The 23,969-nt window shown below is 70.5% G+C and carries 19 protein-coding genes; 10 read left to right on the top strand and 9 right to left on the bottom strand.

The window, feature by feature from the left end; all coding sequences use genetic code 11:
* The first annotated feature begins 94 nt into the window (after positions 1-94).
* From GA0070624_RS19930 to GA0070624_RS19920, 3 genes are all read left to right on the top strand, one after another.
* Entirely contained in the window at positions 95-862 is a 768-nt protein-coding gene (locus GA0070624_RS19930; protein WP_091343286.1) for a maleylpyruvate isomerase family mycothiol-dependent enzyme, read from the top strand.
* Between the two features lie 216 nt (positions 863-1,078).
* The gene (locus tag GA0070624_RS19925) at positions 1,079-1,504 is read left to right on the top strand and encodes a hypothetical protein (protein ID WP_091343284.1); all 426 of its coding nucleotides are present in this window, start codon (positions 1,079-1,081) and stop codon (positions 1,502-1,504) included.
* A 33-nt stretch (positions 1,505-1,537) separates the two neighbouring features.
* Positions 1,538-4,156, top strand: coding sequence for an alpha-amylase family glycosyl hydrolase (locus GA0070624_RS19920; protein WP_091343282.1), 2,619 nt, complete (start codon positions 1,538-1,540; stop codon positions 4,154-4,156).
* An 85-nt stretch (positions 4,157-4,241) separates the two neighbouring features.
* On the opposite strand, the gene GA0070624_RS19915 is transcribed toward GA0070624_RS19920, so the two are convergent.
* Positions 4,242-5,315, bottom strand: a complete 1,074-nt coding sequence (locus GA0070624_RS19915; RefSeq protein WP_245718890.1) for a L,D-transpeptidase — start codon at positions 5,313-5,315, stop codon at positions 4,242-4,244.
* Between the two features lie 259 nt (positions 5,316-5,574).
* Here GA0070624_RS19915 and GA0070624_RS19910 point away from each other — a divergent pair, with 259 nt between their 5' ends.
* From GA0070624_RS19910 to GA0070624_RS19900, 3 genes are all read left to right on the top strand, one after another.
* Positions 5,575-6,174: a TetR/AcrR family transcriptional regulator gene (locus GA0070624_RS19910; protein ID WP_091343278.1), complete on the top strand. Its 600-nt coding sequence runs from the start codon at positions 5,575-5,577 to the stop codon at positions 6,172-6,174.
* On the top strand, positions 6,171-7,799 hold the full coding sequence (locus GA0070624_RS19905; RefSeq protein WP_091343276.1) for an isovaleryl-CoA dehydrogenase: 1,629 nt from the start codon (positions 6,171-6,173) through the stop codon (positions 7,797-7,799). The genes GA0070624_RS19910 and GA0070624_RS19905 overlap by 4 nt, the downstream gene beginning before the upstream one ends.
* A gap of 64 nt (positions 7,800-7,863) precedes the next feature.
* Entirely contained in the window at positions 7,864-8,211 is a 348-nt protein-coding gene (locus tag GA0070624_RS19900; RefSeq protein WP_091343272.1) for a VOC family protein, read from the top strand.
* Between the two features lie 300 nt (positions 8,212-8,511).
* On the opposite strand, the gene GA0070624_RS19890 is transcribed toward GA0070624_RS19900, so the two are convergent.
* The 7 genes from GA0070624_RS19890 to GA0070624_RS19860 form a co-directional block, all read right to left on the bottom strand.
* The gene (locus GA0070624_RS19890) at positions 8,512-9,294 is read right to left on the bottom strand and encodes an alpha/beta fold hydrolase (protein ID WP_245718889.1); all 783 of its coding nucleotides are present in this window, start codon (positions 9,292-9,294) and stop codon (positions 8,512-8,514) included.
* Between the two features lie 300 nt (positions 9,295-9,594).
* Complete coding sequence (locus GA0070624_RS19885; protein ID WP_176731788.1) at positions 9,595-10,302, bottom strand: alpha/beta hydrolase; 708 nt, start codon at positions 10,300-10,302, stop codon at positions 9,595-9,597.
* A 244-nt stretch (positions 10,303-10,546) separates the two neighbouring features.
* A complete protein-coding gene (locus GA0070624_RS19880; RefSeq protein ID WP_091343264.1) occupies positions 10,547-13,357 on the bottom strand; it encodes an ATP-binding protein in 2,811 nt (936 codons plus the stop codon).
* An 83-nt stretch (positions 13,358-13,440) separates the two neighbouring features.
* On the bottom strand, positions 13,441-16,245 hold the full coding sequence (locus tag GA0070624_RS19875) for an ATP-binding protein (protein ID WP_091349138.1): 2,805 nt from the start codon (positions 16,243-16,245) through the stop codon (positions 13,441-13,443).
* A gap of 253 nt (positions 16,246-16,498) precedes the next feature.
* Positions 16,499-16,906, bottom strand: a complete 408-nt coding sequence (locus tag GA0070624_RS19870) for a hypothetical protein (protein WP_091343261.1) — start codon at positions 16,904-16,906, stop codon at positions 16,499-16,501.
* Positions 16,907-17,080: 174 nt separating this feature from the next.
* A complete protein-coding gene (locus GA0070624_RS19865) occupies positions 17,081-17,743 on the bottom strand; it encodes a response regulator (RefSeq protein WP_091343259.1) in 663 nt (220 codons plus the stop codon).
* On the bottom strand, positions 17,740-18,870 hold the full coding sequence (locus tag GA0070624_RS19860; protein ID WP_091349134.1) for a sensor histidine kinase: 1,131 nt from the start codon (positions 18,868-18,870) through the stop codon (positions 17,740-17,742). The genes GA0070624_RS19865 and GA0070624_RS19860 overlap by 4 nt, the downstream gene beginning before the upstream one ends.
* 143 nt (positions 18,871-19,013) lie before the next feature.
* Here GA0070624_RS19860 and GA0070624_RS19855 point away from each other — a divergent pair, with 143 nt between their 5' ends.
* From GA0070624_RS19855 to GA0070624_RS19845, 3 genes are read left to right on the top strand one after another with little or no spacing between them, the layout of a single operon-like run.
* On the top strand, positions 19,014-20,003 hold the full coding sequence (locus GA0070624_RS19855) for a carboxymuconolactone decarboxylase family protein (RefSeq protein WP_091343256.1): 990 nt from the start codon (positions 19,014-19,016) through the stop codon (positions 20,001-20,003).
* 9 nt (positions 20,004-20,012) lie between these two features.
* Positions 20,013-20,465 (top strand): DUF6220 domain-containing protein, encoded by a 453-nt coding sequence (locus GA0070624_RS19850; protein WP_091343254.1) that lies wholly within the window; start codon positions 20,013-20,015, stop codon positions 20,463-20,465.
* Entirely contained in the window at positions 20,462-22,201 is a 1,740-nt protein-coding gene (locus GA0070624_RS19845) for a multicopper oxidase family protein (RefSeq protein WP_091343252.1), read from the top strand. The genes GA0070624_RS19850 and GA0070624_RS19845 overlap by 4 nt, the downstream gene beginning before the upstream one ends.
* A 27-nt stretch (positions 22,202-22,228) precedes the next feature.
* Here the strand turns inward: GA0070624_RS19845 and GA0070624_RS19840 are convergent, their stop codons facing one another.
* On the bottom strand, positions 22,229-22,666 hold the full coding sequence (locus GA0070624_RS19840) for a nitroreductase family deazaflavin-dependent oxidoreductase (protein WP_091343249.1): 438 nt from the start codon (positions 22,664-22,666) through the stop codon (positions 22,229-22,231).
* Positions 22,667-22,900: 234 nt separating this feature from the next.
* Here GA0070624_RS19840 and GA0070624_RS19835 point away from each other — a divergent pair, with 234 nt between their 5' ends.
* Positions 22,901-23,845 carry a DUF6454 family protein gene (locus GA0070624_RS19835; protein ID WP_091343246.1) on the top strand — a complete coding sequence of 315 codons (945 nt, stop codon included), beginning with the start codon at positions 22,901-22,903 and terminating at the stop codon, positions 23,843-23,845.
* Positions 23,846-23,969: the final 124 nt, after the last annotated feature.

Below are 23,969 nucleotides of genomic sequence, written 5' to 3'. Positions count from 1 at the left end.
CAGGTAGGCGACGGACGATCACAAACACGCCGAACCGCTGAATGCAGCGGAACCCGCCCCAGCTTTCCATCGCGTCGCCCTCTAACATGCCGCCATGTCGACCCACCTGAGCCTGGAAGATCACCTTGCGGCTCTTGTCCGTAGCGGCGCCGCCCTGCGCGAGGCCGCCGCCGCAGCCGGGTTCGACGCAACGGTCCCCACATGCCCCGGCTGGGATGTCACCGAGCTCGTGACCCATCAGGGCATGGTGCACAGATGGGCGGCGGCGAACCTGCGCGGCGACACCGACCACGACACCTCAGCATCACAAGCCGAGGGCAAGGCCGCCGCCGATCTGCTCCGCTGGTACTCGGACGGCCTCGCCGCCCTGGTCGACACATTGCACGCGACAGCGGAGGACGCCCAGGCGATGGTGTTCCTCAAGGACGCCCCACCGCCGCGCCGATTCTGGGCCCGGCGCCAGGCCCACGAGACGACCATCCACAGCGTTGACGCGATCTCGGCCGTTCATGGACGGTGGCCGAGAGCGTCGGACGTGGACATCGATCCAGTGCTGGCCGCCGACGGGATCGATGAGCTGCTGACCGGCTTCATCACCCGTGGGACGGGCAGGCTCCACTCGGCCGAACCGTACACCGTGCTGGTGAGGATCGACGATACCGGTCATGCCTGGACGGTACGGATCAGCGAAGGCCCGATAGTGACGACTCCAGTCGAGGCCGATCGGGCGGACGTGGTGTTCTCCGGCAGCGCAGTGCAGGTCTACCTGAGCCTGTGGAACCGGGCCGACGAGATCGCAACGGAGGGCCGATCCGACGTCGTCGATCAGTGGCGATCACAGATCCAGATTCGCTGGAGCTGACTACGAACGGTCGACCTGCCGCGCGAGCCGCCGAGCGTGGCCACGTAGCCACCTCGCGGGTCTGTCGGATGCACGTCACGCGCACGGCCGTCGAGCCCTGCGTTCGGGGCGGATCGGGTGGTGACGGGCGTACCGCCGGCCAAGCGACCGGCGCCCGCGCGGGATCCCACCGCCGGGACCCTTGCACGGCGTACCGGGAGAGGCAACGATAAGATCATGGCCGATGGATTGATCTTGCGGGTGGTGGCCGACGGACCGGTCACCGATGAGGAACTGGCCGAGCAGGCGCGCTATCTGAAGGACCACCTCAACCAGGTTCCGGGTGTCGAGGCGACGGAGCTCGTCAAGGAGGCCGAGCCGGGGACGCGAGATCCGGTCAGCATCATCTTCGGCGCACTCACCCTCGCCGTCTTCAGCTATCCGACCGCGAAGCGGGCGGCGGCGGACATCAGGCACCTGACCGAGGTGATCAAGCGCTACCAGGACCGCAACAAGGGCAAACGCCTGCGGATGAGCCTCCCGGACGGCACCGAGATCGACGTCCGGGACGTGTCGGAGAAGACCCTGACCGAGGTCATCAAGGCAGCATCGGTGCCCCGACAGGGCACGCCCGCAGTGACCCAAAAGGTCGATGGTGAGTGACGCAGAGGCGTCCGGACCCGGTGGGCACCCGCGGTGAAGCGTGCGCTCCTGATCGGTGTGGGCACCTACGCCAGCGAAGCACTGCCCAACCTCGACTCACCCGGCAGTGACCTCAAGGACTGGGCCCGGCTCCTCCGGGACCCCGGCCTCGCCGCCTTCGACGACGTCCGGGACTCCCTCGACGACGACTCCCACACCGCGCAGGTCACCCTGTACGACTTCCTGAAGAGCGCCGATCCCCACGACTTCCTGCTCGTGTACTACTCCGGCCACGGGCGACTGCACAACGGCCATCGCCTCTACCTGACGGCAACCGACACCGACCCGGACCGCCTTCCGCCGACCGCCGTACCGACCGACGAGCTGCGGCTCTGGATCGACGAGTGCCGGGCCAGCGGGCTGGTCCTGATCCTGGACTGCTGCCACGCGGGCGCCTTCGGCGACCTCAAGCAGCGCGGGGACCGCAGCCGCATCGTCGTGGTGTCCGCCGGGGCCACCGAGTTGGCACACGAGGGTGACGGTTACAAGCAGCACGCGCTGCCGTCCGCGTTCTCCGGCCCCTTTCTCGAGGGGCTGCGGACCGGCGCGGCCGACCGCGACGGCAACGGGATCATCAGCGTCCGGGAGGCCTTCGATTACGCGGCGGTACGGATGGTCGACCGGGAACGCCGGCAGACCCCGCAGATGCGGGCCGCCGGCGTCGGGGACCTGATCCTCAGCAACGCGCCCCGGCGGCCCGAGCTGATCCCGGGCGACCTCCTCGCGCTCACCCGCAGCGGGCTCGAGTCGGCACGGGTGCTCGCCGTGGACGAGCTGAGCAACTGGGCGCACGGCAGGAACCGGAGCCGCGAGCAGCTGGTGGCCGCGTTCGAGACGCTCGAGACCCTGGAGCGGGACCCGGCGGAGCGGGTGGCCGCGCGCGCCCGCCAAGCCCTGTCGGGCCGGCTCCGCGTCGCCCGCAGCGAGGTCGAGAACGACCCCGGCCCGGAGCCGCCGGACGACCCCAACTGGGCGGCCGGCAGCACGTTCTACGAGGTGAACGTGCGGTTCTTCTACGACTCCGACGGCGACGGCCACGGCGACCTGCGCGGCATCACCGAGAAGCTGGACTACCTGCGCCGGCTGGGGGTGAACTGCCTGCTGCTGAACCCGATCATGGCATCGCCGGCGCTGGGTGACGGTAGGGCGGCGTCCGACTTCGAGGCCATCGACGCCGGCCTCGGGCAGCCGTCGCACCTGCTGGAGCTGCTGAGCCTCGCCCGTCGGCAGGGCCTGCGGGTGGTGCTGGACCTGGTGCTCAACCACACCAGCGACGAGCATCCGTGGTTCGAGGCCTCCCGGAGCGACCCGGACGGCCCGTACGGCAACTTCTACGTGTGGCGGGACACGGGCGACGCCTACGCCGAGGCGGACGAACCGCTCAGCAGCCGTGGCGCGGGTTGGACGTACGACGGAAAGCGGCGACAGTACTACCTGCACCGCTACAGCCAACACGAGCCGGACCTGAACTACGACGCGCCCGAGGTGCGGGCCGCGATGCGTGACGTGATGGACTTCTGGCTCCGGCAGGGGGTCGACGGCCTGCGCCTGCTCACGGTGCCCTACCTGTTCGAGCGCACCGGCACGTCGAGCAAGGGACTCGACGAGACGCACAGCTACCTGCGGGACCTGCGGTCCTGGTTGGACTCGACGTACCCGAACCGGATCTTCATCGCGTGGAGTGAGGACTGGCCGGAAGGCGCCAGCTCCTACTTCGGCACCGCGGAGCACCCGGAGTGCCACCTCGTGATGTACGCCTCGCTCATGCCGAGTCTGCTGCTCGCCATGCGGCGCGAGACGCACCGGCCGGTGTCCCGGGTGCTGTCACAGATGCGGGACCAGCCGGGTGACCGCCACTGGGCGGTGTTCCTCCGCGACGGGGACGAGATGTCGCTGGGCCTGCTGCATGAGCGGGAACGCGAGGAACTGCTGCACACGTACGCGCCGCTGGCCCGCATGCGGGGCGCGACCGGCATCCGCCGGCGGACGGCCAGCCTGCTCAACGACGACCGGGGGCAGCTCGAACTCGCGTTCGCCTTGTTGCTGTCCATGCCCGGCGTTCCGGTCGTCTACTACGGCGACGAGATCGGCATGGGCGAGAACCTGTCGCTGCCCGGCAACCGGGCGGTCAACACGCCGATGCAGTGGGCACCGGACCGCAACGGAGGCTTCTCGGTGGCACAGCCGGAGAACCTGCCGGCGCCGCTGATCCACGAGTCGATCTACGGCTACATGGCGGTCAACGTGGAGAACCAACTCCGCGCCCGGTCCTCCCTGCTGCACGTGGTGGAGAAGCTGATGGAGACGCGGCACGCCTGGACGGCGTTCTCCCGCCCCGGCTGCCGCATCGTCCGCTCCACCAACCCGGCCGTGCTGGCATTCCTCCGCGGCGAGCGCGACGACGAGGTGCTGTGCCTGTTCAACTTCTCCCGGTACCCACAGACGACGACGCTGACCCTGCCCCCGTACGCCGGTCGTCGGCCCCGGGAGCTCATGGGCGGCGCCGAATTCCCGACGGTGCAGGAGTCCGGCGAGTACGACCTCGGCGTAGCCGGTCACGGCTTCTTCTGGCTCTCCCTGGCGACGGCGGAGGCCCGGCCCTCGCCCGCCTGAGGCCGGCGCTGCCGGCGGCGAATGAGCCGCGCCGCCCCCCGACAGCGCGTCCGTCAGCTTGCGGGCCGTGCCGTGGGGCCGTTGCTCACCACTTGTCCCACGGTACGGTCCAGTCGCCCACCCCGTCGGTGAGTCCCATCCGTCGCGGGGTGTTGCGCACATCGACCACGTCCCCGAGCCGGAACGTGTCGTAGAACCATCGGGCATGGTCCGGTCCGACGTTGATGCAGCCGTGCGAGGTGTTCTCCCTGCCGTGCGCCCCGATGTTCCAGTCGGCCAGGTGGACGAACTCGCCCGTGTACGAGATCCGCACGCAGAGCTTGATGACCTCGTCGTAGTAGTTGGGGTCCTTGGGATCGACGATCCCGTAGCTGGCGGAGGTCATCCGGTGCGCGGGTTCCCGGGTCATCACCACGTGCGGGCCGGAGGCCGTCCAGTAGCTGACGATCTTGCCGTCCGCGCCTACGACGGTGCCGCCCTTGCCCATGCTGACCGGGATGTCGCGCACCATCCTGCCGTCGATGTAGACCTTCATCCGGTGGGTGCTCGCGTCGGCGATAGCGATGCGGGACGGACCGATGGTGAAGTTCGTGCTGGCGTCGGCGCCGCCGTAGACGCCCTTGCCGAGATCACGGCCGAACAGGTTGATCTTCACCGAGATCTTCGTGCCCGGGGTCCAGTACTTCGCCGGCCGCCAGTGCGCGTTCCGGCTGTCGATCCAGCGCCACCGTCCCTCGACGGCCGGCGTGGTCTCCACGAGCATCGCCTGCTCGGCCTCGGCGCGGTTCTTGACCGGCTTGCTGAAGTTCACCATGACCGGCAGACCGACCCCGTACGTGCCACCGTCCCGCAGGGCGGTCAGCGCGTTGGCCTGGAACGTGACGGAAGCGACCCCGGACGGCTTGACCGTGCTGAAGCTGCTGGTGTGCTGGGTCAGCGCACCGGCGGAGTCGGCCGCCGACACCGTCACGCTGTAGGTCTTGCCGTACGCCAGCTTGCCGGTCGAACGCCAGGTCAGACCGTCTCCATCCAGCTCGCCGGCGACGGTCTTGCTCCCGGCGGCCACCGAGACATCCTTGAGCGTGCCGCCCTCCACCGCCACGACGACCTGCTCGAGCGGCGACACCTTCTTGGTATCGGCGGCCGGCGTGACGGTCACTTGCACCTGTTCCGGCGGGGCGCTGGCCGCGGCCAGACCAGGGTGCGACCACGTAGCCCCGGACGACGGTCCACGGCTGCAACCTGCGGTCACCAGACCGGCCGTGACACCCACACCGGTGGCGATCAACTTTCGACGACTGATCATCGCGTTCCTCTCCGCCGGGAGAGTACTTGTTGACGGCCCGCCGCGGGAGCCCGGCGTCCGGGGGATGGTCATCACCTTGTAGCCAAGGATTGAATGGTGGTTCAATCCTTGCGTGGTCTACCGGAGCACCGAGCGGGTGAGAGCCCGCCTGAGCGCCTCCCGGGAGCGGATCATCACCGCCGCGCTGAAGATCATGGCCGAGCACGGATACGCCGGCTGCTCGGTCGCCGCCGTGGCCGAGCGGGCCGGCGTGGCGACCGGCAGCGTCTACCGCCACTTCCCCACCAAGGCCAACCTGTTCGCCGAGGTGTTCCGGACCGCCTCGCAGCGCGAGGTGGACGCGGTCGCGCGCGCCGCAGCGCTGGAGAGCACCACCGCCGAGCGGCTGTCCGCCATCGTCGAGACGTTCGCCGGCCGCGCGCTGCAGTCGCCGCGATTGGCGTACGCCCTGCTCGCCGAGCCGGTCGACCCGGCGGTCGACGCCGAGCGGCTGGTCTTCCGCCGCGCGTACGCCGAACTGATCGCCGGGTACGTCGCGGCGGGCGTGGCGAGCGGCGAACTACCCCCACAGGACCCGGAGCTGACCGCGACCGCACTGGTCGGCGCCCTGGCCGAGGCCATGGTCGGTCCGCTGGCCGCCGGGATGGCCGGCCCGGACACCATCCCCGGCCTGATCACCTTCATCCACCGCGCGCTGGGAGTATCGCCGTGACGACGCACGAGGTGTTCAACCAGGTTCCCCCGCTGGCCGGCTATGACGCGGCGGACGACCCGGCACTGCTCGACGGGCTCGAGCGGGAGGGCGCCGGCTGGGCCGCCGCCGAGCTGCACGAGCTCGGCCGGATCGGCGGCAGCGAGCAGGCGGCGGAGTACGGGCGGCTGGCGAACGAGCACCCGCCGGTGCTGCGCACCCACGACCGCTACGGCCACCGGATCGACGAGGTGGAGTTCCACCCGGCCTGGCACGAGCTGATGCGCACCGCGGTCACGCACGGCCTGCACGCCGCGCCGTGGGCGGACGACCGGCCGGGCGCACACGTGGCCCGGGCGGCCAGGTTCTACACCTGGCGCCCCGACGCCGGCCACGGCTGCCCGATCTCGATGACCTACGCGGCGGTGCCGGCGCTACGGCACAACCCGGAGCTGGCCGCACAGTACGAGCCGCTGCTCACCGCCGCGACGTACGACTTCGGGCTGCGGGCACCGCTGACCAAGCGGGGCCTGCTGGCCGGCATGTCGATGACGGAGAAGCAGGGCGGCTCGGACGTGCGCGCCAACACCACCACCGCCCACCCCGAGCCGGACGGCACCTACCGGCTCCTCGGGCACAAGTGGTTCACCTCGGCGCCGATGTGCGACATCTTCCTCACCCTCGCCCAGGCACCGGGCGGACTCACCTGCTTCCTCGTCCCGCGCGTCCTTCCGGACGGCACGCGTAACCCGATGCGGCTGATGCGCCTGAAGGACAAGCTCGGCAACCGGTCCAACGCCTCGGCGGAGGTCGAGTACGAGCACGCGGTCGCCTGGCGCATCGGGGACGAGGGCCAGGGCGTGCGCACCATCATCGACATGGTCAACCTGACCCGCCTCGACTGCGTCATCGGCGCAGCGGCCGGAATGCGCCAAGGCGTGCTCACCGCCGCCCACCACGCCGCCCATCGGCGGGCCTTCGGCCGGTACCTCGTCGACCAGCCGCTGATGCGCAACGTGCTCGCCGACCTCGCGGTCGAGTCCGAGGCCGCCACCGTCCTCATGATGCGGCTCGCCGGAGCGACCGACCGGTCCGCGCGCGGCGACGACAGCGAGACGGCGTTCAAGCGGCTCGCCCTCGCCATCGGCAAGTACTGGGTCTGCAAGCGCTGGCCGGCGCACGCCGCCGAGGCCCTCGAATGCCTGGGCGGCAACGGCTACGTCGAGGAATCAGGCATGCCGCGGCTGTTCCGCGAGTCCCCACTGAACTCGATCTGGGAGGGGTCCGGCAACGTCGCGGCGCTGGACGTACTGCGCGCTCTCGCCAGGGAACCCCAGGTCATGGAGGCGTTCCGGGCCGAGGCGACCGCCGCTGCCGGCGCCGACCCGCGGCTCGACGCCGCCCTACGCCAGGTGCAGTCCGAGCTGTCCGACCACGGCGACCTCGAACTGCGGGCCCGCCGCGTCGTCGAACGGCTCGCGCTGGTCCTGCAGGGCTCGCTGTTGGTGCGGCACGGCCACCCCGCCGTCGCCGACGCCTTCTGCGCGTCCCGGCTCGGCGGCGACCACGGGCAGGCGTACGGCACCCTGCCGGCCGGTGTCGACTTCGCCGCGATCATCTCCCGCGCCGTACCCAAGGTGGGCTGACCGGCAGCAGGTCTCTTGCGCGGACCGCCGCCGCAGCGCCGTACGGTCTGGGTATCGTCATGCGGTGATCAATGGCGCACACGTGGTGATCTACAGCCGGGACGCCGAGGCGGACCGTGCCTTCTTCCGGGATGTGCTGGGTTACCCGAACGTCGACGCCGGGGGCGGATGGCTGATCTTCAAGCTGCCGCCGGCCGAGGTCGCCGTGCATCCCGCCGACTCCGCCTCGCACGAGCTGTTCCTCATGTGCGATGACGTTGCCGCGACCGTCGCCGAGCTGACCGCCAAGGGTGTCGAGTTCACCCAGCCGGTCAGCGATGAGGGCTGGGGCCTGAGGACGGTGCTCCGCCTACCCGGCGGCGGGGAGTTGGGCCTGTACGAGCCGCGCCACGCCAAGGCGTACGAACTCTGACGGCCGACGCGCGACGTGCTGGACGGCCGGCGACTGATTATCTGGCACACCGAGACGGATCGATGAGCAGACGCGCGACTGGATCTGCGTCATCGCCCGGAGCGACCCCCGTTTCCTCGGCCGGCCGTTCTCCTGCTGGTCGCTTGCCAAGCTGCGCGACTACCTCAGCGAGGCGGGCTACGTAGCGCCGGCCGGTGAACGACCACCGACGGTGAACAGACGGCGGGGGCGGTCAGCCCAAGGGATGTCCTTGGGCCGACCGCACCTGTCGCAGTGCCTGATCTGGCATATGCCGCCGGGTCAGTCGGTGGCGTTGGCCGCTTCGACGATGAGCTCGGTCACCACACCGGGCTGGCTGGCCATGACGCTGTGCGATGCGCCGCTCACCTCGACCACCTCGCGGGCACCAGCCCGCTCGTACTCGAATCGCTCAAGCTCCGCCGGAATCGCCTTGTCGGCGGTGGCGACCAGACCCCAGGACGGGATGGTGTGCCACGCCGCCGCCTGCGTCGGGTCGGCGAACGACTGGGCGCTGAACGGCCGCTGGGTCGCGGACATCACCGTGGTGGTCGACTTCGGCAGGTCGGCGGCGAAGACGTCACGGAACCTGTCCGCCTTGATGTAGAGGTCCGTGCCGGTCGAGCCGTCCGGGTTGGGGTACGGCACGTGGTTGAGCGCAGCCTGGATCTCACTGCCCGGGTACTTCGAAATCAGTTCCCCGAGCGTCTCGCCGTTGTCGGGCACGAAGGCCGCGATGTACACGAGCGCCTTGACGTCAGGGTCGTTGGCGGCCGCATTGGTGATCACGGCCCCGCCGTAGGAGTGGCCGACCAGGACGATCGGCCCCTCGATGCTGTCCAGCACACTGGCGAGGTAGGCGGAGTCGGTGGCAAGACCGCGAAGGGGGTTAGCCGGCGCCATGACCGGGTAGCCCTGGTCCTGGAGCCGCTTCACCACCTTGTCCCAGCTATTGGTGGCGTCGGCGAAGCCACCGTGCACCAGCACGACCGTGGGCTTGTCATTTCCCCAGCCGAACTGGTGCATCGTTGCGGCGGAAGCCGTCGAGGCGAGTACACCAGCCACAGCGACAGCTGCACCGGCGGTTGCAAGCCAGGCGGAAGGCCGCAGGAGACGGCGAAGGTCCATTGTCTGTCTATCTCTCTTTCTGGGTGGAGACACGAGGGCGCAGCGCGGCGCCCCGGCCGGTGGGAACCGGCCGAGTTGGTCAGGCATGAGGAACGGGCCGAATCAGAATCGGCAGGAATCCACCCCGGCTCGGCAGCCGCTGGTCAGCCGGCTGGACGTACCGAGGTGGCATCGGAAGACCTGGCCGCGGGGCCGTCGATCCGACGGCAGGCGACGAGGGTCTCCAGGGGCGTCGAGCTAGGACGCGCTGTTCGCTCTGCTCGCCGCGTCCTTGATCAGCGACGCCACCGCGGCGGGCTGGGACACATAGATCGAGTGGCTTCCGGCAGCCTCCGCCACCGTCGCGCCCGTACGCTCGCTCATCGCCCGCTGCGCCGGCGGCGGGATCATCCTGTCCTCGGTGGCGATCAGGTACCAGCACGGCTTGCTACGCCAGGCCGGCTCGGTCACCTGACCGCTCAGGGCGTCCACGCCCCACGGCACCTGCGAGTCAGCCATGAATGCGGCCTGCTGCGCGGGCAGGTCGGCGGCGAAGGATTCGGCGAACTTCTCCCGGTCGAGCAGCAGGAGGCCGGCCCGGGGCGGCAGGATCGGCGGGACCGGCGCGCCGGGCGGCGGGTCGGCGATGAGGGTCTGGACCGACTCCCCCTTGTCGGGAGCGAACGCCGCGATGTAGACCAGCGCGGCCACGTTGGGGTGGTTTCCGGCCTCGCTGATGACCACGCCCCCGTAGGAATGGCCGACGAGGACCACCGGACCGTCCTGTCCGTCCAGGACCCAGCGGGTGGCGGCCACGTCCCCCTCGAGCGAGACGGTCGGGTTCTGAACGATGGTGACGTTGAAGCCGTCCTTGGTGAGCTGGTCGTACACACCCTGCCAGCCGGACCCATCGACGAAGCCACCGTGCACCAGGACGACGTTCTTGGCCATCGAATCTGCACTCATTGTAATTCTCCTGTCTCTGAGCGCCACCGTGTGGCGCGGCTACGACACTAGGGCGGCGTGGTGATGGCCGATTCAGTCATTTGACTTGCATCTGGGAAGGCCCTGGGCGGACACCTGTCCTGCCCGCGCAGGCCGCATGCCTACGCATGCACGGCCCTCACCCGAGGAGCACGGCATGAATACCTGCTCTTCGCGGCCCTACTCGGTACCGGTTCTAGCTTTCGGGCCCCCTGCGCCCGGCCGCCTATTCGTCCTTCCGCGGTGGTTCGCCGATCTCTTTCGCCGACTGTTCGGTGAGGGCGTCCCGCAGACCGGCGCGAGAAGTGACGCCCAGCTTGGGGAACAGCTGGTACAGATGGGTGGCTACGGTGCGAGGGGAGAGAGCGAGCCGGGCGCCGATCTGTTTGTTCGTCATGCCCTGCGCCGCGAGCATGGCGATCTGCTGTTGCTGGGGAGTCAGCACTGCGAGTTGTGGGGCGACGCCTGTAGGGATGGCCAGGCCCGTTGCTCGCAGCTCGGCGCTGGCGCGCTCGACCCACGGCTCCGCCCCAAGCCGTTGGAAGGTCTCGAGCGCCTGGGTGAGATGCCGTCGACCTTCTGTGGTGGCCTTGGTGCGACGGAGACGTTCCCCGTAGATCAGGTGGACCCGGGCCAGGTCGAACGGCCAGCGCTGCGTACCCGGCACCGAGAGCGCCTCCTCGAACAGCTCGACGTCCCTCCCCGCGGGAGCGGCGACAGCCGCGGCGGCGGCCACGAGCAACGCCAGACGTGGAGAGATGGCAGCGATCCCCGCCTGCCGTGCCGCAGCGGCGTGCGCTGCGGCCTCCCGGTGCCGGTTCGTCCGGGCAGCAGCCTCGGTCAGGTCCAGCACGAGCCACATCGCGTGGGGGTTGTGGGAGGCCAGGACTCCTGCGGGGCTGACCGCAGCCGTGTACTGGTATGCGGCCTCGACGTCCCCTTCACCGAACGCCGCCAACGCCCGCACGTGAGCGGCATAGCACTGCACCAGGGCGACGCCCCTGGGGGTGGCCCATCCGGTCATCTCGTCGGCCTGCGACGACGCTACGTCCGTCCGCCCCCGAGCAGCGTGGATGAGCCCTCGCAGGAAAACCCCGGGCCAGGTCAGCACTCGATATCCGTGGTCGTCACACAGTTTGAGGCCTTCCTCGATCGCGGCAAGGGTCCGGTCCCACTCCCCCGTGAAGAAGCCGTCGTTGCCGAGCAGGAACAATGCCTCGATCGCCGAGGCAACCGCACCGCCGGCACGTCCGCCTTCCACCACTCGCCACAATGCGGCGCGGCATGAGGCCAGCCGGTCGACGTAGGCGCAGGCAATGCCGAGCCGGACGATCCGGCTCGGGTTCGCCTCGCTCTCCAGACCGGGCAGCATGGCGTCGAGCCGGTCAAGGGCTTCTCGTGCGGTACGAGCCGGGTCGGCGACGGTCCTTCTGGTGACCCAGAGGAGCTCGGGGGTCCGGGAGCCGAGTTCGCTGAGCACGGCGTCGAAGGGCGCGTACAACTCCGGCCGGCCGCCAAACAGGCAGACCAGGAGAAGCGTGTGCAACGCCTCGACGAGGTTCTTCTCCTCAGCCAGATCTATGTCGCTCTGCATCTCCAAGGCGCTGACGAGCAACCGGTGCGCCGTGTCGACGTCACCGTCACCGTTCAGCAGGAGCGACGAGGCCGCGACTGCTGCGGCCATGGAATTCGCACGCCCCGGGTCGGTTCGGCGAATCTCGTCGAGCAGTTGGGTAACGCGGCGCAGGTCCCCGGTGATGTTCGCCGCGAGATACGCGGCCTCGGCCGTCCGGCGGCTCCGCTCGCGACCGCGAGGACTTACTTCGACGGCGTGCAGCATGGCGGTGACCGCCCCTACCGCATCGCCACGCTGGAGGGTGGCGTCTGCGACTCCCTCCAGGATGGAAGCGACCTCCGGGTCCGGCGTCACCGCAGCATCCAGCAGATGCCATGCCCGCCGGTCGGGTTGGTCCTGGTAGTGCTCTGCCAGCCACCGGTGCGTCTCTCGGCGCTCCTCGCTTGTGGAGAGTTGGACAACAGCGGACCGCGTCAGCGGATGGCGGAACAGCAGTCGATCCTCATCGCGGTCCAGTCGCACCAGCTGAGCCCGTTCGGCCGCCGCGAGATTCGTCGATAGGTGCCCGACAGGGATGCTGCGCAGTACGTCGAGGTCTCCTGTCCCATCGAGCACGGCGGCCAGCAGCAGGCGGCGGGTCGGCGCTGGCAGGCCCGCGATCCTGGCGGCGAACATGTTCTGGAGCCGCCGGCTCAACGGCAGTAGCGCCGGCAGCCGAGTCTGCGCGGTGCGCTGCGGGCCGGTGAGCGATGCCGGTAGCTCCAGCAGGGCCAGCGGATTTCCCTGAGCTTCCGCTACCAGGCGTTGCCGAACGGGTGCCGCCAGCGTGGGGAACCGATCCGTCAGCAGGGCGGCTGATGCTGCGTTGTCCAGTGGATCAACCTCGTACTCGTCGATGCCGGTCCGATCGAAGAATCCTTCCTCGCCGGAGCGGAGAGCAGCGAGGAATGCGATCCTGCTGGCGGCCAGCCGGTGCGCGATGAACCCGAGCGTGACCGAGCTCGCCCGGTCGAACCAGGGAAGATCGTCGACCATGATCAGCAGTCCGCGCTCGCCGGCCGCTTGGTGCAGCAGGTCCAGCACGGCTGTCGACAGTGCCAGGTGGCCCGGGGGTGATCCGCCGCTCAGACCCAGAGCGACGGTCAGGGCCCGACGGTGCGTGGCGGCGAGCCGGTCGATGTCGTCGAGCAGGGGGTACAGGAGCTGGTTGAGCCCTGCGTAGCTCAGATCGGCCTCGAACTGCGCCCCGGCCGCAGTCAACACTGTCGCGCCGGTTTCCGTCGCGTATTGGGAAGCCGACTCCAGCAACGCTGTCTTGCCCACCCCAGCTTCCCCCGTCAGCACGAGGGCACCGCCGGTGGAGAGGGCCCGGTCGACGAACGCACGAAGCAACCCGACGTCGGCCTCGCGCCCGACGAGTCGGCTGCCGGCGCCACCCCCGGTGGTGTCACGACCCGTCATCGCAGCCTTCCCTGACACCAGCCTTTTGGCTGTCTAGGGTCAAGTCCGACGAGGTCGGCGGCAGCTTCGCCGATCCGGTCTGGTCAGTTGTCACGGGCGTCCGAGGGCAGCTTCGCGAGTGCGTCGCGCAGCTCGGCGCGAGATGTGACGCCGAGCTTCGGAAAGATCTGATACAGGTGTGTTCCCACCGTTCGCGGCGAGAGAAAGAGCCGTTCGGCGATCTGCTTGTTGGTGAGGCCGGTCGCCGCGAGGTGCGCGATCTCCCGCTGTTGCTCGGTGAGCGCGGCGCGCCCCGCCGGCTGGGTGCCGGTGGAGCGCCCGGCCGCCCGTATCTCACGAGCTGCTCGCCGCTCCCACGGTTCGGCACGTAGCCGCTGGAAGATGCGCCGGGCCGCGGCAAGGGGCTCTCGCGCCTCTTCGACCGCCTTGCTCCTGCGGAGATATTCGCCGTGGTAGAGCGTGATCCGGGCGAACTCGAACGGATGGCGGTCCGCGCCGGGCACGGCGAGTGCCTCCTCGAACAGGTCTCGTTTGCGGTCATCCGGCGCGGCGATCGCTGACGATCCGATGGCGATGAGCGCGAGGCGGGGCGAGATCTCGCGGAGCCGGGCACGTTCGGCGGCGGCCGCGTGCGCTGCCGCTTCGCGGTGCCTTCCGGCGAGGGTGGCGGCGTCGACGAGGTCGAGGATGGCCCACATCGCGTACGGCAGGTGTGAGGCGAGGGTTCCCGCGGGGCTGACGGCGTTCGCGTGCTGGAACGCCTCGTCAGCCTGGCCCCGCCCGAGGGCGGCCAGGGCTCTGATGCCCGATGCGTAGGCGGTGACCAGCCCCACCCGCCTCGGCGTCGCCCAGGTGTCCAGGTGGTCGGCAACAGCGCGTGCTTCGTCGTTGTCGCCTCGCGCGGCCGCGATCATCGCCCGTTGGTGCATGATCGGCCAGCTCAGCAGCCGGTAGCCGTGACTCTCGCACAGTTCGAGACCCTCGCCGCACAGCTGCGACGCCCTGTCCCACTCGCCGGCGGTGAAGGCGTCATTGCTGAGAAGCAGGAGCGCTTGGATCGCGGCAGTGATCGCCCCGCCGGTCCTGCCGTGTTCGACGACGCGGGACAGGGCTGCGCGGCAGGCGGGCAACCGATCGACATGCCCCGCCGCGATCGCCACCCGGACGATGTGGCCCGGGTCGGTGTCGCTGGTCAGGCGCGCGACCGCCGTGTCGAGCCGGCCGAGCATGGGCAGCGCGAGCCGAACCGGGTCAGCGTAGGTCGTCGCAAGGAGCGCCAGGAATTCCGGGGCGCGCGGACCGAGCCGGTCGATCGCCGCGTGGACCGGTCGCCACAGTTCGTCACGAGCACCGAACGACGAGATCGCGACCAGGTAGTAGAGAGCTTCGATGAGAGTCTGATCCGGCGCGTCGCGGTCGGGGAGCGCATCGATGGCGGCTATCACCGTACGGTGCGCGGACTCTATGTCCCCGTCGATGTGGAGCCGGTGCGAGGACAGCGCGACAGCCGAGGCCAGGGACTGCGTCGAGGCGGCGTCCGCACGCCGCGCATCGTTCAGCAGATCGGGCACTCCGCGCAGATCACCGGTCACGTCCGCGCGGAGATAGGCGGCCTGGGCAAGCCGGCGGCTCTCGTCCCCGCCGTGCGGGCTGAGCTGTGCAGCCCGACATAGGGCGCTGACGGCACCCACCGGGTCCCCGCGTCGCTGCATCTCCACCGCGGCCCGTTCAAGGAGGCCCGCCACGTACTCGTCCTTGTCGTCGGTTGCCTCTGCCAGGTGCACCGCCCGGCGGTACGGCTGGTCGTGCAACTGTTCGGCCAGTGCCGCGTGTGCCGAGCGTTGCTGGTCCGGGCTGGCCATCTGGACCACGGCAGACCGGACCAGGGCATGCCGGAATTCGAGTCGCGAGCGGCTCGTGTCGACATGCACCAATTCGGCGCGTTCGGCGTGCGGGAGGCTGCTCACACCACCCTCCGCAGCAGAGGCAGCCTCGAGCAGGCCGATGTCCCCGGTGCCCTCGAGGGCGGCGAGCAGGAGCACCTTGCGGGTGTTGTCGGGGAGCTGGCCGACCCGCGCGGCGAACATCCCCTCAAGGCGCTGGCTGAGCGGCAGGACGGCAGGACCTGGCGGCACCACCGCACCCTCCGGTTGGCTGAGCACTCGGGACAGCTCGAGCAACGCCAGCGGGTTGCCCTCCGCCTGATCAAGGACGACCTGACGTGCCCGCAGGCTCAAGGCCGGGAACCGTGTCGTCACCAGGCAGGCAGCGGCGTCGTCGTCGAGTCGCTTGAGCTCCAGCTCGCCGAGTCCAGCGCCTTCGAAGCAGCCCCCCTCCCCCAGCCTGAAGGCGGCGAGGAAACCCACCCGACTGCCGGCGAGTCGACGGGCGACGAAGGCGAGCACCGTGGCGCTGACCGCGTCGATCCAGGGCAGGTCGTCCACGATCACGAGCAGCGGCTTGTCGGCCGCTGAGTCCCGCAGCAGCGACAGCGCCGCGTTCGCCACCGCCAACTGGCTCGGAGGCTGCCCCTCGGTAAGCCCCAGGGCGACACCCAGCGCCTGTTCCTGCGGCGGGCTCAGCCGGTCGAGCCCGGCCAGCAGCGCGGCCAGCACCCGGCGCAGACCGGTGTAACTCATGTCCGACTCGAACTCGACACCCGCCGCGCGGAGGACGCGGAATCCGCGTACCGCCGCTCGCGCCGCAGCCAGGTCCAACAGGGCCGTCTTACCGACACCCGCCTCCCCCGAGACCAGCAGGGCAGCACCACCGGTCGCGCTGCCGGCGAGGAAGTCATCGAGCAGAGCTGCTTCCCCGCTGCGTCCGATCAGCTCGACTTCTGCGTGTTCCTGCGCCGTGCCGTCCCGCGCCGGGAGAGTGGACCTCATCTTGCCGCCCCTGCTCACGGCCTTGATCGTACTCACGGCCGCCCTGACCAGCGGCCGGTTCGCTCACGGGTCCCCCGCAGCCGGGGCCGCAGCGACCAGGCGACAGGCTCCGCACCACGTGGCGGCGTGGGTGCCCGCACCCGCGAGGTAGCAGGCAGAGCAGTTTTCGCAGTTCCCACGTCTTGGGCTCGGTCGATCCCAATCGATCACCGAGGTACTCCGGCGCCGCTCATTACCGCCATGGCCACGCGCATCAGTGTCGATTGCCGCGCCGGGACAGCCAGAGCGCCATTACTACAGCGGGCAGTGCGAGGAACATACCGATCACATGGGCTGCCCAACCCCAAGGAGCGAGGCCGGCCCGGTCGACCATCCCCGCCTGGTCGATGAGCAGCGCCCCGCCACACGGGACGAACAGGAACGCCATCGCAACGGCACCCACCCACAGCAGAGCCATCGAACGACGGATAGCGGCCGTCATCAAGACGATCGTCACTGCGGCCGGCACGCCCAACCACACGCTCGCCTGGCTCCAGTCGATACCCTGCCGGCCGGAGCTTCCAATGCGAAGATCCGCGTCAACCAATGCCCAGCTCCAACCGGCCGCGATGTTGGCCAGGCTGAGAAACGCACCCGCAAACATCAACCACACGGCTCGCATCGCGAAAGCATAATCACGGCTGCCCGCGGGTCCGTTTTCGGCGTTGCGGTTGGCCCGCGCGCTGTAGGCCTTGTCGACGCACAGATGGACCAGCCGCTTGCACGCCGGCCAACGCCTGCGGGCCGGGGCACCGCCACCGCGCGGCCGTTGTCGTCCGCGCACGACGAAGTGGTGTCATCGGCGACGCGGTGTGATCAGCCCCGACTCGTACGCCCACACGACCAGCTGGGCACGGTCGCGGCAGTGCAGCTTGGTCATCGCCCGGTTGACGTGTGTCTTGGCGGTCAACGGACTGATCACCATCCGCTCGGCGATCTCGTCGTTGCTCAGCCCCCGGGCGACGAGCTCGACGATCTCCTGTTCGCGGGCGGTCAGCACGTCGCGTCCGGCCGCCGGGTCGGCCGGCGGCGGGCCGGCGACGAACTCGCTGATGAGCGTACGCGTGACCGCCGGCGCGAGCAGCGCGTCGCCGCGCGCCACGACGACGACGGCCTGCAGCAGGTCGGCGGGGTCGGCGTCCTTGAGGAGGAACCCGCTGGCACCCGCGCGGAGTGCGGCGAAGACGTAGGAGTCGAGCCCGTAGTTGGTGAGGATGAGGACGCGGACCGCGGCGAGGTCCGGATCGGCGGCGATACGTCGGGTGGCTCCGATGCCGTCGAGTCCCGGCATCTGCACGTCCATCAGCACGACGTCCGGCCGCAGGCGTCGCGACAGCTCGACGGCCGAAGCGCCGTCGGCGGCCTCGCCGACGACCTCCAGGTCGTCCTCGGCGTCGAGCAGCGCCCGGAATCCGGCCCGCATCAGAGCCTGGTCGTCGGCGAGCAGGACCCGAATCACGCCGGACCGTCCAGCGGGAACGTGGCCCGTACCGCGAACCCGCCGCCGTCGCGGGCGGCGACGTGCAGCGTGCCGCCCAGTCCGGTGACCCGTTCCCGCATGCCGCGCAGGCCCACGCCCGGTGTCACCGGCCGAACCGGCGACGCCTGGCCGTCGTCGGTCACCGAGACGGTCAGCTGTGCCGGGGCGTACTCGACGTGGATCTGGGCGGAGGCGGGGCCGGCGTGGCGGGCCACGTTGGTCAGGGCCTCCTGGACGACGCGATACCCTGCCTGGCCGACCTCGGCGGGCAGGTCCCGGGGCTGACCGGTGACGGTCACCTGCACCGGCACGCCGGCCGCCCGGGTCCGCTCGGCGAGCTCGCCCACCCGGGCCAGCCCGACGCAGTCCCCGTCGGTGGCTGAGCGCAGGACGCCCAGCGTCGCCCGCAGTTCCCGCATCGCGGCGCCGCTGGCCTCCTGGATCGCCAGCAGCGCGGCCGCCGGTTCCTCCCCGTGCTTGCGGGCCAGATGCACGGCGATCCCGGCCTGCACTTTGATCACGGAGATGCTGTGGGTCAGCGAGTCGTGCAGATCCCGGGCGATGCGCAGGCGCTCTTCCCCGGCGCGGCGCAACGCCATCTCCTCGCGGGTGCGTTCGGCCTCGATCGCCCGCTGCTCGACCTGTTCCAGGTACGCCCGGCGCTGCCGCGCCACGAGCCCGGCGACGTTGGCCGCCACGAACCAACCCAGCAACAGGGAGGTCCGCTCGGCGATCAGCTGGCCGGGCCGGTCGGCCGGCGCGACCGAGATGTCGCGGGCCAGGAAGCCGCCGAGGAATACGAGGCTGGCCAGTGCGGCGGCCGTTCGGTGTCCCCGCCAGGCGGCGACGTAGACCGCGCCGAGGACGGCGAACGCGGCGGACACCCCAGGGTGCACCCGGACGTGGAGGGTCAGCATGGCGACGGTCACCCCGCTCAGCGCCACCACCGGATACCGCCGGCACACCGCCAGGGCCGCCGCCATGACCAGGACCAGGGCGACGTCGACCGCCCGCACCGGTGCAGCGTCCGGCGCGAGCGCGGCGTTGCCGAGCAGGAAGACGCCGAGGGCGAGGCCGCTGAGGGCGTACGGGAGATCGCGGCGCATGATCGCACTGTAGAACGGGGCGTCACCAGGGAGCATCCCGCGTCCGCGGTAGATGAGGCGTACTGCGGACGCGGTATCGACGCCGGGCAAGTGTCTGCGGCGGCACGACGCTTTCCCGGTTCGCCGAGGCAAGCATCGAGCCCATGACATACCGCTTCTTCACCCCCGCTCCGGTGAAGGCTGCGACCGGTCTCACCGCGGAGGTCTACCGGCACCTGCGGGACGAGTTCCTCGGGCCGGTGCCCACCTTCCAGGCGCTCTCGGCCGCGCCGGATTTACTGGCCGCGACCTGGGCGCTGCTACGCGAGGCCCTGCTCGCCGGGGACGCGTCCCGGGTCGACCGCGAACTCGTCGCGTCGGCGGTGTCGCGGGCCAACCGCTGCCGGTTCTGCGTCGACGCCCACGTGATGCTGCTGCATGCGCTCGGCGAGCACTCGCTGGCCGAGGTCATCGCCCGGGGCGAAACACCACCGGAGCCGAGACTTGCCCAGCTCGCCGCCTGGGCCGAGGCCAGCCGCAGCCCCCGGGCCGCGGCCTGGAGCAGCCCGTACGGCCCTGAGGTCACCGGCACCCTGCTCGCCTTCCACTTCATCAACCGGGGCGTCTCGGCGCTGCTCGACCCGGATCTGCTGCCCGGCGGCCTGCAGCGCTCCCCGATAGTGCGATCAGTCGGAGGCCGGCTCTACGCCAAGAAGGCCCGGGAGCCGAAGGAGCCCGGCCGCAGCCTCCCGCTCCTCGGCGCCGGCACGACGGCGCCACCGGGTTGGGCCGGGGGCAGCCCGGTCGGCGTCGCGTACGCGTCGTTGAAGAACGCCGCCATGCAAGGCGGAAGCCTCCTGAGTGACCTGGCGCGCCAGACCGTCACGGCGACCGTGCGCTGGGAGGACGGACGACACCCGGCCCGGCCCGCGGAGTGGGCCGCCGATCTGATCCGGGACCTGCCCGGCCCGGACCGCGTCGGGACGCGGATCGCGCTGCTGGCGGCGTTCGCGCCCAGCGCGATCCGCTCGGGCGACGTCGCCCTCTGGCGGCTGTCCCATCCGGACGACGCCGACCTCGTGCGGCTGGTCGCGTACGGGGCGATCACGGCCACCGATCACGTCGCCCAGGCATTGTCCCCGGCTCACCTCTAGGAGGTCACCATGCGCAAGGCCCTCGTCATCGTCACCACGGTGCTGCTCGTCGCGTTCGCCCTGCAGTTCGTCTTCGCCGCCGTGGGCGCGTTCACGAAACCCGCGGGTGAGGGCGCATACGCCCTGCACAGCGTCACCGGGATGGTCGTCATCCCCGTCCTCACCCTGCTCACCATCCTGCTCGCCGTGCTGGCGAAGGCGCCGGGCCGGCTCATCGGACTGGCGGCCTTGCCGCTCGGTCTCGTCGTCCTGCAGGGGCTCATCGCCATGCTCGCCAACGCGTCCACCGACGCCGCCGGCGCCAGCACTCCGTTCGGCCTGACCATCGCCGGGCTGCACGCGGTCAACGGAATCATCGCGGTGCACGTCGTGGTCGCCGTCCTCCGGGCAGCGCGCAAGCTGACCCACCCGGCACCGGCCGACGCCACCCCGGTGACCGTCCGGGAAGGGGAGCCGGTATGACCGTCGGTTCGCTGCTCGCGGCCGACCTCGTGATCGCGGTCCTCGCGGCCGCCGGGTGGCTGGGCGGCGGCGCCGCGTCGGCCGCCCGGCACCGTCGGCCCGCGCTGGGACTGGCCGCCTTCGCGCTGCTCGCCACGTTCGCCCGCGCGATCACGATCACCGCGCTCGCCCGCGCCGGCTGGTGGTTCGCGGCGGAGAAGGTCCTCATCGCCGCGCCACTGTCGCTCGCGGCGGTGGTCGTCGCCGGGCCGCGGCTGCTGCGGGCCCCGGGCGACATTCGGACCGTCGCCCTCCCGCTTCTCTTCGCCGGGTACGCCGAGAGCAGCGCCCTGCTCGTGACCGTCCTGCACGGCTATCCGGCGTCGGCAGGCGTGGGACTGCTCGCGGTCGCCGGGGTCGTCGCGGCGACCGCGGTCTCGTGGCGCGTCCTCGGCGCGCGCCCGTCCCGGACGGTGTCCCGGGCGACCCTCGTGGTGGCGGTCGCGGCGCTGGTGACCGGAACCGGGCTGGCCGCCGCCCCGGGCGCTGCTCCTGCCGTACTACATGATCATGAATATCGGGATGCGCGGACCGTGGGCGAACCGACCAGGCGGTTCACCCTGACGGCCGGGACCGCCACGGTGAGCGTGAGCGGCCGTGACGTGGCGGCGTGGGCGTTCAACGGGCAGGTTCCCGGGCCGGAGCTGACCGCCACCGTCGGCGACGTCCTGGAGGTGACGCTGCGCAACCGGGACATCGCGCGGGGCGTCACGCTGCACTGGCACGGGTACGACGTGCCGAACAGCCAGGACGGCGTGCCCGGCATTACGCAGGCGGCGGTGCTGCCCGGACAGGAGTTCGTGTATCGGTTCCGCGCCGATCAGGCCGGGACGTACTGGTACCACACGCATGCGGTATCCGACGTCGGCGTGCGGATGGGACTCTACGGCGTCCTGGTGGTGCACCCGGCGCCGGTGACCGGCGTCGACGTCACGGTGCCGGTGCACACGCTGGCCGGCCTTCCGCTGCCCGCACCGAGAACGGAGCCGGTCGAGGCGGGGATGCCCGTGCGGCTGCGGCTTGTCAACACCGACAGCACGACACACCGGTACGCCCTGGCCGGGACCCCGTTCCGGGTCGCCGCGATCGACGGATCCGACCTGCAGGGCCCGACGCCGCTGGTGGACACCGCCGTGCTCATCCCGGCCGGGGGACGCTACGACCTGGTGTTCACCGCGCCCGCCACGCCGGTGGCGCTGTTCGTCGACGGACGGGCGGTCTACTCGACCGGACCGGTGTCGACGGCGACCGGCGGCTGGCCGGTGCTGGATCCGCTCACCTACGGCGTCGGTTCTCCGGTGCCGTGGTCCCGGTTCGACAGGGAGTTCACCCTCGTTCTCGACCGCGGCCTCGACCTGCGCGGACTGCTTCCGCGGTACGCCCACACCGTCAACGGCGCGGCCGATCCGGACATCCCGCCCCAGGTCGTACGCCTCGGCGACGTCGTCAAGTTCACGATCGTGAACCGATCACTGGTGGTGCACCCGTGGCATCTGCACGGCCATCACGTCCTGGTGCTGTCCCGCAACGGAAAGCCGGCGACCGGAAGTCCGTTGTGGCTGGACTCCTTCGACGTGCGCCCCGGCGACGTCTGGGAGGTGGCGTTCCCAGCCGACAACCCCGGAATGTGGGCCAACCACTGCCACAACCTGGCACACGCCGACGCCGGGATGACGCTGCACCTGATGTACGCGTGAGCCTCCGTTGTGGACACGGGTCGCGGCTCACTCAATCTGCCCGGACCGGTGCCTCCGCCCATGCAGTCCGGCGTCGACGTGGTCTGCATCGGGCGCGGTGCGGAGATGGAGGAAGTCCGTCACGCCGATCATCCCGACGACCTGGCGGACGACCGGCGGCATGTCCTGGCGGGTGGGGTCGTGCACGAGGCGGGGACTCGTGAGGCGCGCTCGCCGGCCACGGATCTCCACCTCACAACCGCCGGCCGCGAGCACGTTTCTCGCCCAATCGGTGACCCCGTAGGTCAGGGCGGCGACGTAACCGTCGGACGTCCGGAAGATGTTGATCGGCGTCCGGTACTCGCGACCGGAGCGGCGGCCCCGATGGATGATGACGCCGAAGCCGGGCAGCCACCCGGCCAGCGGACCGGTCACGCGGTTGGTCACGACCCGGTTGAACCGCGCCAACCGTCTGGATAACACCATGGCCCCATGGTCCCGCGTTCAGGTGCCGCTCACCGTTCACCGCGCCGACCCGATTGTCCGTTCGCGCGTCTCCGCGCCGCCGTCGCCCACCCGGGCGGTTGCTACCATCTGGAGCCACTCGACGCGCCGCTCTGGCGCGGCCCTTCGGACACCAGACCGCCGCCGCAGCGCCACTGCCCGGTCATCTCGGCCGTGCAGGCTTCGCGTCGGTTGATCTACCTGGAGAGGAAACCGATGCGACGCGCTCATATCGCAGTCCTTGCCGGCTCCGTCGTTGCGACGGTCGCCATGGTCGCCACGTCTGCTCAGGCAACGGAGCAGCAGCGAGACGACGCGGTCACGGTCGCCTTCGCGAAGACCACGCGTTCGGCCGCCTGGCAGCAGGTGCAGAAGATCCCGCTGCGCTTTCCGACGTACCACCCGCAGGGCTTCGCGCTCGTCGGCGACAAGATCTTCATGTCGACGGTCGAGATCATCGAGCGGCCGGTGCCCTATCCGCAGCCAGTCGATGGATACGACCGCACGCCGGGCAGGGGTGTCGGGCACGTGCTCGTCCTGGACCGACAGGGCAACCTGCTCAAGGACGTGCAGCTCGGCCAGGGCACGGTGTACCACCCGGGCGGCATCGACTTCGACGGCGAGTCCGTGTGGGTACCGGTTGCGGAGTACCGGCCGAACAGCCGGGCGATCGTCTACCGGCTCGATCCGCAGACCTACCAGGTCACCGAGGCGTTCCGGGTCGCCGATCACATCGGCGGGGTGGTCCGGGACCGGGTGAGCGGCGAGGTGCACGGCGTCAGCTGGGGCTCGCGCACCGAGTACTCCTGGACGGCGAACGGCCACCAACTGAGCAAGCAGGCAAACCCGGACCACCTCGTCGACTACCAGGACTGTGACTACAGCGGCTGGCGTAAGCAGATCTGCTCGGGCATCACCGCGCTGCCGCGTTCGGATGGCGGAAGCTACGAGCTGGGCGGACTGGCGCTGCTGGACCTGCGGGACAACCAGATCCTGCACGAGATCCCGTTCCCGAAGTTCTCCACGGCCGGGCACGTCGCGACGCGCAACCCGGTCGCGCTCGAGGTGGCGGGCGACAAGCTTCGGCTGTTCGCCGCGCCCGACGACGGCGAGGAAGTCGCCGGCACCGAGCTGCTGGTGTACGAGGCCCCGATCGGCTGACCCTGTTCACGGGCGCCAGCGGCGCCGTACGCACGAGGGCTCTTCCCCGCGACAAGCGGGGAAGAGCCCTCTGCCGCAGCGCGGTGCTCGCCCGGCACGGCCCGGACCGGTGCCTCGGCCCACG

The organism is Micromonospora rhizosphaerae (assembly GCF_900091465.1).
Taxonomy (GTDB): domain Bacteria; phylum Actinomycetota; class Actinomycetes; order Mycobacteriales; family Micromonosporaceae; genus Micromonospora; species Micromonospora rhizosphaerae.
This window is presented reverse-complemented; position numbering and strand designations above follow the sequence as displayed.

Excerpts from the sequence above, each read along its gene's own strand:
- GA0070624_RS19870 (WP_091343261.1), bottom strand. The coding sequence starts at position 16,906 with ATGCGAGCCGTGTGGTTGATGTTTGCGGGTGCGTTTCTCAGCCTGGCC.
- GA0070624_RS19850 (WP_091343254.1), top strand. The coding sequence starts at position 20,013 with ATGCGCAAGGCCCTCGTCATCGTCACCACGGTGCTGCTCGTCGCGTTC.
- GA0070624_RS19875 (WP_091349138.1), bottom strand. The coding sequence starts at position 16,245 with ATGAGGTCCACTCTCCCGGCGCGGGACGGCACGGCGCAGGAACACGCA.
- GA0070624_RS19855 (WP_091343256.1), top strand. The coding sequence starts at position 19,014 with ATGACATACCGCTTCTTCACCCCCGCTCCGGTGAAGGCTGCGACCGGT.
- GA0070624_RS19880 (WP_091343264.1), bottom strand. The coding sequence starts at position 13,357 with ATGACGGGTCGTGACACCACCGGGGGTGGCGCCGGCAGCCGACTCGTC.
- GA0070624_RS19860 (WP_091349134.1), bottom strand. The coding sequence starts at position 18,870 with ATGCGCCGCGATCTCCCGTACGCCCTCAGCGGCCTCGCCCTCGGCGTC.
- GA0070624_RS19835 (WP_091343246.1), top strand. The coding sequence starts at position 22,901 with ATGCGACGCGCTCATATCGCAGTCCTTGCCGGCTCCGTCGTTGCGACG.
- GA0070624_RS19925 (WP_091343284.1), top strand. The coding sequence starts at position 1,079 with ATGGCCGATGGATTGATCTTGCGGGTGGTGGCCGACGGACCGGTCACC.
- GA0070624_RS19885 (WP_176731788.1), bottom strand. The coding sequence starts at position 10,302 with ATGAGTGCAGATTCGATGGCCAAGAACGTCGTCCTGGTGCACGGTGGC.
- GA0070624_RS19930 (WP_091343286.1), top strand. The coding sequence starts at position 95 with ATGTCGACCCACCTGAGCCTGGAAGATCACCTTGCGGCTCTTGTCCGT.
- GA0070624_RS19845 (WP_091343252.1), top strand. The coding sequence starts at position 20,462 with ATGACCGTCGGTTCGCTGCTCGCGGCCGACCTCGTGATCGCGGTCCTC.
- GA0070624_RS19840 (WP_091343249.1), bottom strand. The coding sequence starts at position 22,666 with ATGGTGTTATCCAGACGGTTGGCGCGGTTCAACCGGGTCGTGACCAAC.